Raw genomic sequence first — 268 nt, forward strand, 5'->3', positions numbered from 1 at the left:
CGCTGTGAGGTTCTTGCCGTCGAGGGTCACAGTGATGGAACCGTCGTCGTTCTTCTCGACTTTCGCGACGTCCGTGTGAAGGCGGACGTCGATGCCGTCGGCCCGAAGCCCGGCCAACACCAGGCTGGCGGCCTCCTCCGGGTAGCTGCTCAGTAGCCGACCCCGGGCCACCACGGCCACCTCGGATCCGAGTCGAGAGAAGGCCTGGCCCAGTTCGACGCCGGCGACCCCACCGCCGAGGACCACCAATCGCTTCGGAACTTCCTTG

General features: G+C 66.8%; 1 protein-coding gene. It reads right to left on the minus strand.

Annotated features, from left to right (window positions below; genetic code table 11):
* Positions 1 to 246, minus strand: a 246-nt coding sequence (locus SB764_RS40800; RefSeq protein WP_410866869.1) for an NAD-binding protein, incomplete at its 3' end; no start/stop codon positions are given.
* Between the last annotated feature and the right edge of the window lie 22 nt (positions 247 to 268).

Source organism: Paraburkholderia sp. SIMBA_027, from assembly GCF_046535315.1.
GTDB classification, from domain to species: Bacteria; Pseudomonadota; Gammaproteobacteria; order Burkholderiales; family Burkholderiaceae; genus Paraburkholderia; species Paraburkholderia tropica.